Genomic DNA, 16,668 nt, shown 5'->3' with positions numbered 1-16,668 from the left:
CATCAAAAAATGCTCTAAGGGGCACCGGAGGAGGGGGTTAACTGTCAGGTTTTTTACGAAATTACGCACGTAAGGGGGGTGGGTAGATGGCTGTCAGTATTACCAAGTTGAAGGAACAGCTAATGAATAGTATTGATATTGAAGATTTAGTCGAGGTTGAAAAAGTAGAACGATACATTGATCTAGTTAAAGCATTTAGAAAAATAAACAGGACTATCAATAAAGAAGGTGAGTCCGTTACAGTCAAAAACGGATCTCAAGTTTTTGTTAAGGCCCATCCTCTTATAAGTGAAAGAAATAAAATTAACAGTTCTTTAATTGCTTTAGGAAGAGATATAAAGTTTGTTTGTAAACCGAATATGCCTAAGGCTGGTTATAGTAAAAGTGATTTAACATGATTAGGCAAAAGTATGTAGAAGAATACATTGAACTTTATCGAAGTGGAAAAATAAAGTTCAACAAAGAAAGAGAACTGTTAATTAATTATCTAGAAAAATACGTTTTAAACAGAGACGATTTGTATTTTGATGATGAAATGATTCAGGATTGTATCAACTTTGGTGAGAAGTGGTATTTTCCGTTGCAGCCATTTCAAAAATTCTTAATAGCATTCGTTTTTTTATTTTATAAGAAAAATGGACGCGTATTTTATCGGAAATTCCTATGGATGTTAGGACGTGGTGGCGGTAAAAATGGTCTAATATCTGTAATTATTCACTTTTTAATTAGTGAATTGCACGGCATTCCAGAGTATAACATTTCTGTTGTTGCGAATAGTGAGGAACAAGCGAAAACAAGCCCTGACGAAGTTCATAAATGCGTAAAGAAAAATGAGGTTTTACAGAGAGCTTTTAAAACCACATTAACTCAAACTGTTTCAAAGGCTACTGAAAGTATACTAAAGTTTAGAACTTCAAACGGGGATACAAAAGACGGTTTGCGTGATGGTGCAGTTGTATTTGATGAAATACATCAATATGAAAGTAATAAAGACGTTCGCGTCCATATCAGTGGCTTAGGGAAAAAGAAAAACCCCCGTGAATTTTATATTGGTACAGATGGTTATGTACGAGATGGCTTTTTAGATAAACAAAAAGAAAAAGCTATGAAGGTTTTAAATGGTGAAGCTCGTCCTAATGCTGTATTTCCTTTTATCTGTAAGCTTAATGATGAAAAGGAAGTTGATGATATTGATAATTGGGAATTAGCTAATCCTATGTTGTCGCAGCCATTAAGTGAGTATGCTGAAGGGTTACTTGAAACGATAAAGGAAGAATATGAAGATTTAGAGGATGATCCAAGTAACCGGGAAGAGTTTATGACGAAACGTATGAACTTACCTGTTACAAATTTAGAACGTTCTGTTGCGAAATGGTCAGAAATTCTTGCTACAAATCGTCCGTTTCCTAATTTATATGCTCAAGAATGCATAGGGGCGTTGGACTTTGCAAGTATTCGGGACTTTGCAGCATGCGGTCTTTTATTTAGACAAAATGGTGAATACATTTTTAAAACTCATTCCTTTGTTCGAAAAGAATTTGTTGATATATATTACGGATATTCTAAAAAAGCGGGAGAGTTTAAAAAGCAGAAATTTGCTCCTATAAAAGAGTGGGAAGAGCAAGGTCTACTAACAGTTGTGGATGAACCGACTATTAATCCTCAACACATTGTTGATTGGTTTGTAGAAATGCGAGAACAATATGGGGTTAAAAAGATTATAGCTGATAACTTCAGAATGGAAGCAATAAGACCACTATTAGTAGCAGAAGGGTTTGAAATAGAAGTTATACGAAACCCAAAAGCAATTCATAGTTTATTAGCTCCACGTATTGAAATGGCATTTGCAAATAAACAAATTGTGTTTGACGATAATCCGCTAATGCGTTGGTATACGCAAAATGTGTTAGTTGTCATCAAAGGTGATGGAAATAAAATATATGAAAAGAAAGAGCCTGTTCGTAGAAAAACAGATGGGTTTCAATGCTTTGTTCATGCTCTTTATCGGGCGGATGAGATACAAGAAGCAACTGACTTTGTTATAGGTAACATTAAATTCTAATAAAGGGGGTGATAACGATTGGATGGTTAGGTTCAGTATTTAAAAGAAATAAAGAACTAGAATTCATGTTGGATCTGGACATAATAACTGATACAGCAAATAGGCTTCATATGAAACGCTTGGCAATTGATACATGTGTATCATTTTTAGGAAGGACGATTAGTCAATCTGAATTCAGAGTAAGAAATGGTAAAGTATTGGAGAAGAATGAACTTTATTATCGCTTAAATATTAGACCAAATAAGAATATGACGGCTAGTACCTTCTGGGAAAGATTTATCCGTAAACTTATTTATGATAATGAGTGTTTAGTTGTACAGGCTGATGATGGCGATTTACTTATTGCTGATGGATTTCAACATAACGAATATGCTGTATATGAAGATGTTTTTACAGATGTAACAGTAAAAGATTACACGTTTAAACGAAGCTTTAAACAAAGTGAAGTAATTCATTTAAAGTATCGAAATGATAAACTATCCCCACTTATCGATGGATTGTTTGCAGATTACGGGGATTTATTTGGTAGGATATTAAACTCACAGAAACGTAAAAATCAAGTTCGTGGCACAGTTGATATGGATATGATTGGTGCCAAAACAGAAGAACAAATAGCGAAGTTACAAGAGTTTATAGACAACATGTATAAGTCAATTGGTTCAAAAGATATAGCTATTGTTCCACAACAAAAGGGTATCAATTATAACGAGATATACGATGGTGTTGCAAATGGGCCGAGTGTGGAAGAAATCAATAAAGTAACAAATGGTTTTTTAAATCAAGTTGCGATGGCTATCGGTATTCCCACCGCTTTATTATATGGGGAAATGGCGGATGTAGATAAACAAACGAAAAATTACATGCTTTTCACGGTGAAACCATTATTAAAAAAGATATCAGATGAAGCAAATGTTAAATTCTTTGAAATGAATGAATATCTTTCAGGACAAAAAATTGTAGTTAAAGCTGTTTCTTATCAAAGTATATTCGACCTTGCAACAAGTATCGATAAACTTATTTCTTCTAGTGCGTTTACGGGAAATGAAGTTCGTTCGGAAGTAGATTATGAGGATTCCGATGATCCGAATTTAAATAAGCATTACATTACCAAAAATTATACTGAAACAAATGCAACTGAAGGAGGTGAGAAAGAAAATGACGGTGAAAATTGACGTTAAAGGACCAATTATTTCTAATGATGAAGCTTGGATTTATGAGTGGTTTGAAATGGATGCAACTAGCCCTGGAATGCTTACAAAACAACTTTCTGATGCGAATGGGGACGATTTAATTGTATCGATTAATAGTCCAGGTGGTTATGTACATGAAGGATCAGAAATTTATACAGAATTAAAAAACTATCCCGGTCATGTGGAAATTCAAATTGTAGGTTTAGCAGCAAGTGCAGCTTCTGTTATTGCAATGGCTGGTGATAAAGTTCGAATCTCTCCAACAGCACAAATTATGATTCATAACGCGTCTATGTGGAATGGTGGGGATCATCGTGACATGTCAAAGGCAGCAGAGATGTTAAAAACTACAGATAGAGCCATCGTAAATGCTTATGTTATTAAAAGTGGCAAATCTGAAGAGGAATTACTTAACATGATGGCTGAAGAAACTTGGTTTGGTCCACAACAAGCATTGGAGAATAATCTTGTGGATGAAATCATGTTTATGGAGAACCAAATTAAAATGACCGCTTCAAGTGCCGTTTCTACGATGATTCCGCAGAAAGTAATCGACAGTTTTAGAAATGGAACTATTAATAAAGGTAAAACTGAGGGGATTAGTAAAGCTGATTTAAATACAGCATTATTAGGGCTGAAAAATGAAATTCTGAATGAGTTACAAGTTAATGCAATACCAAATCCAAAAGAGCCTATTCAAGAACCTGTTAATAGAAAGCAGAATTTGAGTGCGCTCTTTTTAACTTTAGGAGGAAAATAAAATATGGTTATTAAGTTTAATAATTTTGAAGAGAAGAAACTAGCTTTTGCAAAAGCAACGCAGGAAGGTACACCAGAAGAACAAACAGCAGCGTTAAATACCATGATTGAAGCACTTGCTACAGATGTTCGTTCAGATATCCTAAATCAAGTAAATGAATCCATGGTAGATCGTTCTATTATGCAATCTCGTGGTTCAAATGTATTAACAAGTGAAGAAATGAAATTCTTCAATGCAGTTGTGGAGGAAGGCGGCTTTAAAGATACTGAAATTCTACCTAAAACAACACAAGAACGAATCTTTGAAGATTTAGTAAGTGGACATCCACTTTTAGAGCAAATTGGATTAGAGAACTTAGGAGCTGTCACGGAAATTATTTACGGAGATCCAGAGGGTGCAGCGGTATGGGGTCCATTATTTGGAGATATTCAAGGTCAATTAAATGCTACATTCCGTAAAGAACCTCTTACGCAACTTAAATTAACAGCATTCATCCCATTATCAAATGATATGTTAAAATTAGGACCAGTTTGGGTAGAACGTTATGTTCGTACAATGATTACAGAAGCGATGAAAGTTGGATTAGAGCGAGGATTTGTAATTGGTACAGGTAAAAATGAACCTATCGGTTTATTAAAAGATCCAAGTGGAAATGTTGTTGGTGGTGTATATCCAGATAAAAAATCCGCTGGTACTTTAACATTTGCACCAGGTCGCACAACAATTAATGAATTAAAAGGCGTTGTTAAATTACTTGCTAAAAAATTAAAAGCTGATGGCACAGACGCGGATAAACCAAAAAATATTGCTGGTAAAGTAGTTATGGTGACAAACCCGTTTGATACATTTGATATACAAGCAAATGCAACAACTTTAAATGCAGCTGGTGTATATGTAACAAGTTTGCCTTTTAACCCAACTCCAGCAGAATCAGTATTTGTACCTCAAGGTAAAGTGCTGTTCTTTGTTAAAGGAGAGTACATTGCAGCAATGGGTGGAACGGAGCCGATTAGAAAGTTAGACCAAACGTTAGCGTTAGAAGATGCAACGCTTTATATTGCGAAACAGTATGCTACAGGTAAGCCAAAGGATAAATATGCATCTCAAGTATATGATTTAAAACTTGAAGAAGTGACAACTCCAGCAAGTTAAGGATGATGTGAATGGATACAGTAATTTCAAATGAAATATTACAGCAATTCAAAGATAGGATGCGCTTGGGTGATGATGAAGATGAGAACCTGAGACGCATCCTATTTGCGTCCAATCAAGCTTTAATAAAAGATTGTGGAGCATATGAAATAAACGAAGATGAGACGTTCAAAGAATTAGTATTTGAGCGTTCTCGCTATGTTTATAACGATGCACTAGAGTATTTTGCCGAAAACTTTTTAACAGATATTAATAATTTTGGTATTGCAAAAGCTTTAGAAGAAATTAAATTGGACGGTGATTAATATGCGTCCTTTTCAGTACAAAAAGCCTTTAAATACAGGTGATTTTAGGAATCGAATTATCATTGAACAACCTGTAGTACTAAAAGATGAATTAAATCAGGTAATCGAAACAGGTGATTGGCAAGTAGTTAAAAAAGCCTGGGCGATGATAAAGACGATGAAAGGTTCCGAGTATATTGAAGCTTCAGCTGAACAGGCTACACGGGTTTATCGTTTTGTGATTCCTTATACCTCTGGTATCACGGAAGAAATGCGGATTAATATGAAAGGTCGCATCTTTGATATTATCGAACCGCCAATGAATGATGATGAAATGTATCAAACATTGACCATTATCGCAAAGGAGCATACTTAATATGAATGATTTTGCGAGTGAGATTGCTAGGGAATTACAAAGATATGCGAATGTTGTGGAAGAAAAATTAGAAAATGAGATTGAAGAAATAGGGGATATTGCTGTAGATAAATTGAAGCAAAATAGCCCTAAAAAAACAGGTGCTTATCGTAAAGGGTGGCGCAAGAAAAAAGAAGGGAAAGGTGTTGTTCTTCATAATACACAAGGACAATTAACACATGTTTTGGAAAATGGTCATGCAAAAGTGGGTGGTGGACGTGTTCCAGCACAAGTGCATATCCGTCAAGTTGAAGAATATGTAAATGACGAATTGCCAAAACGTATCGAAAGGGCGATTCAACAATGACATTAGGTGAATTAACAAAAATTCTTGAAGCTACAGGTTATCCTGTGGCTTATTCGCATTTCACGGCAACACCAGGTAATCCAGTGCCAAAACCGCCTTATATCTGTTTTCTTGTGGACGGTTCAGCAAATTTAATGGCTGATAACAAGGTCTATCACAAGATAAATGATTTAAATATAGAGCTTTACACAACTAAGAAAGATTTAGTTGCAGAAGCGAAACTTGAAAAAGTCCTGGACGATCATGAGATTCCTTATGATTCGTATGGGACTTTTATTGAATCTGAAAAAATGTATCAAAAATTATATGAAACGAGGTTGATATAAATGAACAAAGTTACGTTCGGTTTGAAAAATGTTCATTATGCATTATTAGATATAACAAATGGCGCGGTTAAATTTGGAGTTCCGATTCCAATGCTCGGTGGAGTTGAATTAACCTTTGAGCCTAAGGGTGAGTTAACGGAATTTTATGCGGATGACATGGTTTACTATTCTGCAGACAATAACCAAGGTTATGATGGGACATTAAGTATTGCTAATATTCCAGAACAATTTGCAATTGACGTGTTAGGAGAGCAACTTGATGAAACTGATGGTGTGTTAAACGAAGTCGCAAATGCAAAGAGAAAATCGTTTGCATTGTTATTTGAATTTGATGGTGATGTAAAAGCAGTTCGACACATTATGTATAACTGTTCAGCGAGTCGTCCAACCATTGCATCTAAAACAAAAACAACCTCAGCTGAACCAAATACAAATGAACTGAAATTCGTTTCAAGTCCAATTGTTTTAGTACCAGGTGGAAAACCAATGGTTAAAACAAAGACAACTTCTAAAACTACTCAAGCAATTTATGACGGTTGGTACAATGCCGCATATCTGAAAAAAGGAGCTTAATTTAGATGGAAAAGACAATTATTATAGATGGACAAAAAGTCAAATTAAAAGCTACAGCAGCAACGGTTAAACGATATAAAGCGCAATTCAGACGTAATTTATTTGCGGATTTGATGGCGTTAGGAGCAATTAATGCTTTAACTTCACCAGATGGGTCAGAACAACCTATTGATGTGTCTAATTTAGATTTAAGTAAAGTTGATTTTGAACTTATTTATGATTTAACTTGGTTATACGCTAAAACGGCTGATCCAAATATTCCTGATCCAATGACATGGCTGGATGAATTTGAAGAATTCCCGATTGAAGAAATTATGCCAGAAGTCATGGAATTAGTTCAGGTTACTATGGGAGCAAAAAAAAAATAAAGAAAAATAATGGAGAGCAAGGGACATTCAGTGCTGAAGAATTAACCACTGATTTGTTCCTTGCTCTTTGTTATAAAGCGAAATTAACGCGTTGGGATTTAGAAGATATGACGATTGGTGATTGTTTTGATTACATCGCTGAGTTCGCTGAAATGGAGAATCCAGACAAAGATAAGACACGTAAAGCAGGTCAAAAAGACTTCGATTCATTCTAAGAAAGGGGTGAGAAAATGGCAGGAAGAATTAAAGGGATTACGATTGAAATTGGCGGAGAAACTACTGGTCTTCAAAATGCTTTAAAAGATGTAAATAAACGAAGTAATGATTTAACTAAAGAACTAAAAGATGTTGAACGATTGTTAAAGTTTGATCCTGGTAATGTGGAAGCATTATCCCAAAAACAACAGTTACTTACACAACAAATCGAAAATACAACTCAGAAGCTAGATAAGTTGAAGGCAGCGGAACAACAAGTACAAGATCAATTTCAAAAAGGTAAAATTTCCGAAGAACAATATCGTGCATTTCGCCGTGAAATTGAATTTACAGAAGGATCTCTTAATGGTCTTAAAAATAAGCTTGGGAGCATGAAAGCCGAGCAAGAAAATGTAGCTAGTTCTACAAGACAATTAGAAACGTTATTCAATGCTACAGGAAAAAGCGTTGATGATTTTGCAGGAGCATTAGGAAATCGTCTTGTGAATGCAATTAAAAGCGGAACAGCTACAAGTCGGCAGTTAGAACAAGCGATTGGGCTTATCGGCCGAGAAGCATTAGGAGCCGAAGCGGATATTGAAAAGTTACAACGCGCGCTTCGATCTGTGGATGATGGGAACTCAATTCAACAAGTACGAAATGAATTAAAAGATTTACAACAAGAAGCACAGAGAACTCAAAAGGAATTTAAAGAATTAGATATTGGATTAGAAAACGTTCTTGGAGCAATGGTAGCTGGTGGCGGTATTTCCGGAACAATTGAAAAAGCTCTTGATATGTCAAATTTAAAAACAAAAATTGATATTACTTTTGAAGTCCCTGAGTCTTCGAAAAAATCGGTAGAAGAAGCTGTAAGGGGCGTAACAGCTTACGGCGTGGATGCAGAAGCATCTTTAGAAGGCGTGCGTAGGCAATGGGCTTTGAATAAAACTGTAAGTGATGAAGCGAATACAGTAGTTGTAAAAGGAGCAGCAGCTATTGCCCAGGCTTATGCAGGTATAGATTTTACTGAATTAATTCAAGAAGCAAATGAAATGGGTACTGAATTAGGTATTACACAAGATGATGCTCTTGGGTTAACTAATGCTTTATTGAAGATGGGATTCCCTCCTGAACAATTAGATATTATCGCTGAATATGGTGGGCAATTAACACGAGCTGGATATAATGCGAGGGAAGTTCAAGCGATAATGGAAGCAGGGGTAGAAACAGGTACCTGGAATTAGATTATAGTTCCCTTGTATGGCGACATACAATGAAAAACTCCTTTAATTCAGTGAAACTCTCATATGAGACAATACTGAGCGAAGCCTTTTAATTAAGGAACGTGCAACGACTAGTCGAAAGACGTAGGGTGTAAGTAAATGACACTCGAAACGGGGAGCAACTCAAGTAGTTGAAGATATAGTCTAATCTATGCGGTGACGTATAGCAGTTCATAAGAGAACGGGCGTGACGTTGCGAATCACGTTGACTATAAATGATTGATAATCTCTTAGATGGTTTGAAAGAAGGACGTATTAAAGCAGCTGAATTCGGTCAAGGCATCGATAAAGCTATGAAGGAAACACTAGAAGGTACGAATATCTCAGCTGAACAATTGCAAAAATGGGGACAAGCTGTAGCGAATGGCGGTAAAGAAGGTTCAGCCGCTATGACTGAGATTGCTCTAGCATTATCACAAGTAGAAGATGAAACAAAGCGTAATGAATTAGGAGTAAAACTCTTTGGTACGATGTACGAAGATCAAGGGCAAAACATCATTAACACATTGCTAGGAGCAAAAGAAAAAACAATTGATTTCAAGAATAACCAAGATCAATTGAATGATTCAATAAAGAAAATGGATGCATCACCAGCAGTTAAACTTCAACAAGCAATGCAAGATTTACAAGTTGCTTTGCAGCCATTACTTGTAGTTGTAGCAGATGTTATTACTAAATTTGCAGAATGGATTTCTAATAATCCTAAATTAGCAGCCACATTAGCAGCTGTCGCGGTAGCTATTGGGGTTATTTCTGGTGCAATTTTAGCGCTTGCTCCTATAGTTACAACGATAATGAGTATAGTCGGAGTGGTAGCATCCGCCTTAGGGGTTGCAACCGCAGTAGCAGCAGGAATTGTCGCCATAATTCCTATTATTATTGCAGCGGTAGTCGCTTTAGGTGTTGTAATTTATAAAAACTGGGAAGATATCAAAAAATGGACGATAGAAACCTGGAATTCTATTAAAGAATATTTTATAGAACTTTGGAGTAGTATAACCCAATCCTGTAGTGAAGCCTGGTCTTCATTTTTAGAAATAATGCATGAATTTTTTGAGCCTATAGGTCAATTTTTCAGTGATTTGTGGACAAATATAGGTCAGATATGTAGTGATACGTGGAATTCTATTGTTGAATTCTTTTCTGGGGCATGGTCTTCATTTACAGAAATGATGCACAGTTTCTTTGATCCAATAGGCGAGTTTTTTAGTAGTTTATGGTCTGGAATTGTCGAAACAGCATCTTCTTGGTGGTCGAATCTTGTTGAATCAGCGTCAGAATTGTGGGGGCAGCTGAAGCAAAAATGGGAGGAAACTTGGAATTCTATCCTTGCATTTTTAGACCCAATTATTTCGTTGATTTCTACGCTATTAGAAGCAGGATGGTTATTGATACAAGCAGGTGCGCAAATTGCTTGGGCAATGATTTGTCAGTACATTATTCAACCGATTCAAGAAGCTTATGAGTGGGTAAGTGCAAAAATTGGCGAATTGGTAACATGGCTTGGTACACAATGGGAAATCGCCAAAGCTACGGCGCAAATTGCTTGGGGATTATTCAAGCAATATATTATTCAACCAGTCCAGGAAACTTGGAGCTTAGTGAAAGAAAAGTTTAGCGATTTAGTTTCTTGGCTTGGTTCACAGTGGGAAACAGCAAAGTCTTACACACAAGCAGGATGGAATTTAATAAAACAGTATGTCATCCAACCGGTTCAGGAATTGTGGAACACAACGAAAGAAAAACTTGGAGATTTAGCAAATTGGATATCACAAAACTGGGAAAGAATCAAAGGCTATACACTTGCAGCCTGGCAGGCAGTCTATAAATATATTATTGATCCGGTTATTTCGGCTTATAATACAGCGAAAGAAAAATTTGAGAGTTTATATAATTCGGCAAGAGAAAAATTTGACGCTGTAAAAAATGCAGCACAAGAAAAATTTGAAGCAGCAAAAAGATTTATTGTTGACCCAATACGAGATGCTGTGGATCAGGTAAAAGGATTTATCGATAAAATCAAAGGATTCTTTGATAATTTGAAATTGAAAATTCCAAAGCCTGAAATGCCACCTCTTCCACATTTCAGTCTGCAGACTAGTTCCAAAACAATTGCAGGGAAAGAAATCTCTTATCCATCTGGCATCAATGTGGATTGGCGCGCGAAAGGTGGTATTTTCACTAAGCCTACAATATTCGGCATGATGGGTGGAAATTTGCAAGGCGCTGGAGAAGCGGGACCAGAGGCAGTTTTACCTTTGAATAAAAAGACACTCGGAGCCATTGGTGAAGGAATAGCAGCAGCGATGCCACAGGGACAATCCTTTGTTATGTCAGCCGATATAAACAAAATGATGAGTGATATAAGCCGTATGATGGCTAGTTCTATGAGTCAGTTATCAGGGTTGAAAAATATAATGAGTGGTGTGTATGGCAACATGTCAAATAGTAGGCAAGCTATGACAAATGGGGTTGTAAACCAAGTATTTAATTATTCTCCTGGACAATCAGGTGTAAACGGAATGGTTCCAACACAAGGTGGCGATTTGATCATTGAAGTTCCTGTTGTATTAGAAGGCAGAGATGTGGCACGCGGAACTTATCGATATACAAAAGAGTATCAAGAAAGAGAAGAACGAAGAAACTCAGACTTTTAGGTTTGGGTTTCTTTTATTTTATATAGAAATGAGGTGTCAAAATGAGCTCTTTTACATTTAACAACGAACGTAAAGAATTTGTCCAAATTGCAAAAGGATGGAAAAGACCTACTTGGGCACCACTGAAGAGGAATTTATTAAGTGTTCCAGGTTATCCTGGTGCAAGGTTATTAAGCACTCAAACTGAAATTCGGGTTCTTTCTATTCCTGTAGGAATTATAGTCCCTGACGGTTCTGATTTAGAAATTTTGAAAGAAGAAATTGCTGATTGGCTAATAACAGAACAACCAGCAGAACTTATTTTTGATGTAGAGCCGAATAGAACATATTTAGCTGTTGTGGATGATAGCTTTGATCCAGATGAATTTGTAACACTTGGAATAGGTACGATTCAATTTATTTGTCCAATGCCGTATAAATTAGGGCCTGTACAAAAGAAAATGATGGCAATTGATCAGGGTGGTAATTTAAGAGCTGTATTTCGTAATAAGGGATCTGTAGAGTCCAACCCTATTATAGACATTACTGTAGGGGCACAAAGTCCTTTCCTTGACGTATGGAACGATGATGACTATTTTCGGATTGGTTATCCTGTTGGGCACAAATCTAAAATTGTAAAAGAAGACGAGAGACTTATTAACGATGATTGCTCTAGCTTAACTGGTTGGGAGCCTTTTGGAGGACAGATAGGAAAATTTCTTGCAAGAGGATCTATGGAAGTGATTGGAGGAAAAGCTTTTAGAGCTTCGGATTACGGACAAAGTGAACTGAACAAATGGCATGGGCCTTTTGTGATGAAAGAAATTCCGACAATAGGTAAGAAAATTGGAGATTTCAAAATGGATATCCAGTTTGCCTTACAGTCTACGAAATATGACCAAATGGGTAAAACAATTGCGATGGTCTTGGATGCTAATTACAACATTATCTGTCAAGTGGATATGAGCGATGAATATATGAGTCATGAAATCACTATGGCTCATTCTTCTGTGGGAACTGGAGATAATGAACAACTTCTATCGAACGAAACTGGATATTATATTGATACTTTCAATCAATTCATTGGACATGTCGCCATAGCTCGTAGAGGGAACCGTTGGAGAGTTTATTGTGCTAAATACTTTGCAGGTACAGAACAAGATGATGCAAGTTTTGTACAAGAATGGTATGACGTAGGTAATCGGAATCCAAACACTACCAGAGAGCCGAAATATGTTGTTGTGGGCTGTGTGGCCTTTGGAGAGTATAGTCCAGTTAATGTTTGTCAAATTAAAGATGTTAAGTTTTGGAGAATCAACACTTTAGAAATAGACGAAACTCCTTATATTTTCGATGTAGGAGACAAAGTACAAATCGATACAGAACGTTCACTTGTAACGATTAATGGTACAAACGCAATAGCACTAAAAGACATATTTAGCACATTTCCTATTGTAAAGCGTGGACAAAATGAAATAGTAGTACGTCCAGCTAATATAGGAATAGTAGAGTTAACGTATAGGGAGCGATTTAGATGAGGAAGCCAAGCGGAAACTTACATGTTGTTGATTTTAAAACAAGTCAAATTGTTTCAGCTATACAACCAAAAGATTATTGGGATGACAAGCGACATTGGGAAATTAAAAATAATATCGACACCTTAGAGTTTAAAGTGTTTGAGGATACAGATCATGCGGCAACGCTTATGCAACAAAATTTAGTGTTAAAAGAAGTACGTGGTGGCAGAATCGTTCCTTATGTTATTACAGAAGTGGAAAAAAATTCTGATGATAGTTCGTTAACGGTTTATGCATCAGGAGAATGGATTCAACTTGCTAAAGCAGGAATTATTGAACCGCAAAACATTGAAAGTAAAACATTACAACAATTTATGGAGATAGCCCTCAAAGGTACGAAGTGGGAAATAGGTAAAACAGAACATGATGGAGCGCATTCAATGGTGATTGAGGAATTTACTGATCCGTTGGATCTATTAAAAAAGATTGCGGCTTCATTTGAGTTAGAAATCCAATACCGCGCTGAAGTCGTAGGCTCTCAAATTGTTGTTCGTTATGTGGATATGGTTAAGAAAAGAGGACGAGATACAAGAAAAGAAGTAACGGTCGGTAAGGACTTGCTGGGAATTAAACGTATTGAAAACTCTCAAAATATTTGTACCGCCTTATTAGGTTACGTAAAAAAGGAAGATGGAGAATTTGTGACCATCTCAGAAATAAATAATGGTGTTCCGTATCTTGTAGACAATGCAGCTTATCAACGTTGGAATGAAAAAGGAAAACATAAATTTGCTTTCTATACTCCACAAACAGAAAATGAAGATATGTCTCCACAGAGGCTTCTGACTCTGATGAAAACGGAAATGAATAAACTTGTAAATACTTCTGTTTCATACGAAGTTCACGCTCAAAGTATAGGGCAGCTATTTGGACTAGCACATGAACTAATCAATGAAGGCGATACAATCCGAATTATTGATACAGGTTTCACACCTAAGTTATACCTTGAGGCACGCACTATTTCTGGTGATGAATCATTTAAAGATCCTACACAAGATAAATATATGTTTGGTAATTATCGTGAAATTGTTGATCAAAATGATGAGTTGCGCAGATTGTATCAAAAAATACTAAGTTCATTGTATGACAAGGTTCCACAAGAATTATTTGACCAATTAAAGGATTTAGTAAATGAACAAAACGAAGCCATTATTGAAGCGCAAGATAAGGCGAATCAAGCGCAAGAAGAAAGTCAAACAGCCAAAGACTTAGCAGAAGCAACTGTTGATTACATGCAACAGAATCTTGTAGATATCATAGAAAGTATTAATCCTCCTACAACTGAGCTTAAACCGAATAAAACATTATGGCATGATATCAGCAATGGTAGACCTGGCATTTTAAAAATATGGACTGGCACGACATGGGAACCCGTTGTTCCAGACGTTGAAGGAATAAAAAGAGATCTTGAGCTTACTAATGAATCTGTAAAGTCTAAAATTTCAGAGAAACAATTGGAAGACTATGTGGGTGGCTTAGGAACCACGAACGTTCTATTTAATACTGCTTTTGAGGATAGAGTTGTTGATAGTGCGACAGGAATAGTTACTTCTACTAATCCGTCTATAACTAAATGGGAAACTAGAGGGACAGGCATAGGAGCTACTATTACAGCTACGAGCTCAAGAAACCGCGATGGTTATAATTCTGTACAGATTAACAATACAGACCAGACAGATGCTAAGTTTACAAGTATCAATCAGAGTGTACCAATCGCAGCAGATTCAGGCGCTTATGTTTTCTCTGTATGGGCATTCACCCATAGTTTAAGCGAGATTGATGAAGACGGAGCTATAGAACTTACTTTTCGAAACGGAAGCACTCAAGTAGCTAATAAGATAACGTATCTCAAAGCTAACTTAAAGGAAGGTGTATGGACTCAACTGTTTATCCGATTAGACGCTCCTGCAAGTGCAGTTAACTTAGCTAACGTCCGTATGTATATACGAAAAAATGGTAATGTATGGTTCGCTCAACCGATGCTACAGCAAGGGACTTCACCTTCTTCATTCATGGAACATCCTAAAGATTACGCTAACTATGACCAACTTGTTGATGAAATCGCTAAGAAAGTTGCTACATCAGAGTACAACAACAAGATATCTACAATTGAAAGTGAAATCAAACAACAGTCTGATCGTATCGACCTTACAGTTTCGGAAGAGGACGTTTATACGAAAAATCAATCTGACGGGCGTTATGGCGAAAAAGCTATAGTGGAGAGACATGAAAGTTCTATCTCATTATTGACTGATGAAATAAAACTAAGCGTCAAAGAAGGTGATATAGCTTCCACAATCAACCAAACGGCTCAATCTGTATTAATTCAAGCAGATAAGATTTACCTAAACGGTTATATAGAAGCGAAGCACTTGAAAGCCCAGATGTTACAAGGTATCACGATTCAAACAGCTCCACAGGGGTCGGGAGCAAATCAAATCCGTTTAAACGCTCAGAACATGACGTTATATGGAAGCGGGCGCAACCGCGGATACTTTGGTTTTATGGATAATACGCAGAATCTTATTAAGACTGCTATCGTGCTTGGCAATGATTACACGTCTAACACACAGATTGAGGGCTCTATGGTTCTTGAGCAAATCACTCCTACGAATAACAATTACACAGTATCTACCGGCTCTATCGGGATTGCTTCTTCAAGAGCATTTAACGGAGATATCATCAAGACATCTTATATTGACTTTGCTAGACGTGGAGACATGAATATCCGCTCAACTTATGGAATGAATATCATTACCCAAAATAGTACACTGACGCTCCAAACCAATAGCAATGATGGTATTAGTATCGACTCGGGCTCATATATGGACTTTACGTCTTCAAACGCAACTTACACGTTTAAAAACAGTCGTAATGCGGTTGGTAAGTGGTCAATGAGATTATACGAGAGCAATATAAATAATGGTGATGTGGATTTAAACGTAGGTAATCAATTAACTTTACGTGTAGCTAGGCAGTACCCGTACACTCAAGAAGGCCTGCAGGTTAAAAATAATGCAGGTAATGATTGGGCAGGAGTATCCTGTGGCGTACTGACTTATAGCTCACTTTCTCAGAGATCAACGAGAGCGTTAAAAACAGCTATCAAAGATATTGAAGCATTAAATGTACTAGATACTCTCATGGAGCTTCAACCGAGACAGTACTTTATGAAAGCTGATGTAAATAAATTGTATGAGCAACGTGCAGGACGTGCTGAAGGAGAAACAGTTCCGACTTACAATGACATCTCTCAGCAGTACGGATTCATTGCAGAGGAAGTTCCTGAGGCGTTTGCTACTCCAGGACGTAAAGCAGTCAATATGTATCCTCTTATCACTTTGGGTATTGCAGGGACTCAAGAAGTCTATAAGAAGCATTTATCCCTTGAAGAGACTGTTAAGATTCAAGCTATGAAGTTAGAAGTACTAGAAGTAACAATTCAAAAACAAGAGGACAAAATCGCAAGGCTAGAAGAATTATTATTTCAATAATTAACTAAGAAACTAGAGCAGCAAGCGCTGGTCTTTTTTATTT

At 36.6% G+C, this 16,668-nt stretch carries 14 protein-coding genes and 1 pseudogene; all 15 read left to right on the top strand.

What is annotated here, in order from left to right; all coding sequences use genetic code 11:
- The first annotated feature begins 86 nt into the window (after positions 1–86).
- Positions 87–398, top strand: coding sequence for a P27 family phage terminase small subunit (locus COE49_RS21410; protein WP_098946083.1), 312 nt, complete (start codon positions 87–89; stop codon positions 396–398).
- On the top strand, positions 395–2,062 hold the full coding sequence (locus COE49_RS21405; protein ID WP_098946082.1) for a terminase TerL endonuclease subunit: 1,668 nt from the start codon (positions 395–397) through the stop codon (positions 2,060–2,062). Before COE49_RS21410 ends, COE49_RS21405 begins: the two co-directional genes overlap by 4 nt.
- Positions 2,063–2,070: 8 nt before the next feature.
- Positions 2,071–3,234: a phage portal protein gene (locus tag COE49_RS21400; RefSeq protein WP_098946081.1), complete on the top strand. Its 1,164-nt coding sequence runs from the start codon at positions 2,071–2,073 to the stop codon at positions 3,232–3,234.
- Positions 3,218–4,012 (top strand): head maturation protease, ClpP-related, encoded by a 795-nt coding sequence (locus COE49_RS21395; RefSeq protein ID WP_098946080.1) that lies wholly within the window; start codon positions 3,218–3,220, stop codon positions 4,010–4,012. Before COE49_RS21400 ends, COE49_RS21395 begins: the two co-directional genes overlap by 17 nt.
- A 3-nt stretch (positions 4,013–4,015) precedes the next feature.
- On the top strand, positions 4,016–5,164 hold the full coding sequence (locus tag COE49_RS21390; protein WP_098946079.1) for a phage major capsid protein: 1,149 nt from the start codon (positions 4,016–4,018) through the stop codon (positions 5,162–5,164).
- An 11-nt stretch (positions 5,165–5,175) separates the two neighbouring features.
- A complete protein-coding gene (locus tag COE49_RS21385; protein WP_098946078.1) occupies positions 5,176–5,469 on the top strand; it encodes a hypothetical protein in 294 nt (97 codons plus the stop codon).
- 1 nt (position 5,470) lies between these two features.
- Positions 5,471–5,824: a phage head closure protein gene (locus tag COE49_RS21380; RefSeq protein WP_098946077.1), complete on the top strand. Its 354-nt coding sequence runs from the start codon at positions 5,471–5,473 to the stop codon at positions 5,822–5,824.
- 1 nt (position 5,825) lies between these two features.
- Positions 5,826–6,170 (top strand): HK97 gp10 family phage protein, encoded by a 345-nt coding sequence (locus COE49_RS21375; protein ID WP_098946076.1) that lies wholly within the window; start codon positions 5,826–5,828, stop codon positions 6,168–6,170.
- Positions 6,167–6,496, top strand: coding sequence for a hypothetical protein (locus tag COE49_RS21370; RefSeq protein WP_098946075.1), 330 nt, complete (start codon positions 6,167–6,169; stop codon positions 6,494–6,496). The genes COE49_RS21375 and COE49_RS21370 overlap by 4 nt, the downstream gene beginning before the upstream one ends.
- A complete protein-coding gene (locus tag COE49_RS21365) occupies positions 6,497–7,069 on the top strand; it encodes a major tail protein (protein WP_098946074.1) in 573 nt (190 codons plus the stop codon). It begins immediately after the preceding gene.
- A 5-nt stretch (positions 7,070–7,074) separates the two neighbouring features.
- Positions 7,075–7,437 carry a hypothetical protein gene (locus tag COE49_RS21360; RefSeq protein ID WP_098946073.1) on the top strand — a complete coding sequence of 121 codons (363 nt, stop codon included), beginning with the start codon at positions 7,075–7,077 and terminating at the stop codon, positions 7,435–7,437.
- Positions 7,438–7,667: 230 nt separating this feature from the next.
- A pseudogene (locus COE49_RS21350) lies at positions 7,668–8,873 on the top strand (DUF2207 domain-containing protein); the annotation flags it as partial.
- A 260-nt stretch (positions 8,874–9,133) separates the two neighbouring features.
- On the top strand, positions 9,134–11,575 hold the full coding sequence (locus tag COE49_RS21345) for a phage tail tape measure protein (protein WP_098946070.1): 2,442 nt from the start codon (positions 9,134–9,136) through the stop codon (positions 11,573–11,575).
- Positions 11,576–11,616: 41 nt separating this feature from the next.
- Positions 11,617–13,092, top strand: a complete 1,476-nt coding sequence (locus COE49_RS21340) for a distal tail protein Dit (RefSeq protein WP_098946069.1) — start codon at positions 11,617–11,619, stop codon at positions 13,090–13,092.
- Positions 13,089–16,625, top strand: coding sequence for a phage tail spike protein (locus tag COE49_RS21335; RefSeq protein ID WP_098946068.1), 3,537 nt, complete (start codon positions 13,089–13,091; stop codon positions 16,623–16,625). Before COE49_RS21340 ends, COE49_RS21335 begins: the two co-directional genes overlap by 4 nt.
- The last annotated feature ends 43 nt before the right edge of the window (positions 16,626–16,668 follow it).

This window comes from Bacillus sp. AFS029637 (assembly GCF_002584985.1).
Lineage (GTDB): Bacteria > Bacillota > Bacilli > Bacillales > Bacillaceae_G > Bacillus_A.
The sequence above is the reverse complement of the archived record's forward strand: the minus strand, read 5'-3'. Positions and strand labels throughout refer to the sequence as shown.